This window comes from Burkholderia cepacia, assembly GCF_001039005.1.
GTDB classification, from domain to species: Bacteria; Pseudomonadota; Gammaproteobacteria; order Burkholderiales; family Burkholderiaceae; genus Burkholderia; species Burkholderia theae.
The window spans coordinates 1-625 of the sequence record NZ_LDWR01000150.1; the positions used below are offsets into that span (position 1 = coordinate 1).

Genomic DNA, 625 nt, shown 5'->3' on the forward strand with positions numbered 1-625 from the left:
CCGAGCAGCACGACCGGCACCGCGATCGTCGGGATGATCGTCGCCCGCAGGTTCTGCAGGAACAGATACATCACGAGGAACACGAGCACGATACCTTCGAGCAGCGTCTTGACCACTTCCTCGATCGACAGCTTCACGAACGGCGTCGTGTCGTACGGATACTTCACGACGAGGCCGTGCGGGAAGAACGGCGCCAGTTCGTCGATCTTCGCGCGCACGGCCTTCGCGGTCGCGAGCGCGTTCGCGTTGGTCGCGAGCTGGATACCGAGTGCCGCGGTCGGCTGACCGTTGTACTTCGTGTCGAAGTTGTAGTTTTCGCCGCCGAGACCGATCTGCGCGACGTCCTTCAGGCGAACCTGCGAGCCGTCCTGGTTGACCTTCAGCAGGATGTTGCCGAACTGCTCGGGCGTCTGCAGCAGCGTCGATTCGGTGATCGTCGCCTGCAGCACGGTGCCCGGCGTGGCCGGCGTGCCGCCAATCTGGCCGCCCGCGATCTGCACGTTCTGCGCGGTGATCGCCGACGACACGTCGACCGGCGTCAGGCCGTAGTTCGTCAGGCGGTTCGGGTCGAGCCAGATCCGCATCGCGTACTGCGAGCCGAACAGCGTGACGGTACCTACGCCGT

The 625-nt window shown here is 64.8% G+C and carries 1 protein-coding gene; it reads right to left on the reverse strand.

What is annotated here, in order from left to right; translation table 11 throughout:
* Positions 1 to 625 (reverse strand): efflux RND transporter permease subunit (locus VL15_RS38825; RefSeq protein WP_048252187.1); only part of this gene is annotated, 625 nt, incomplete at both ends.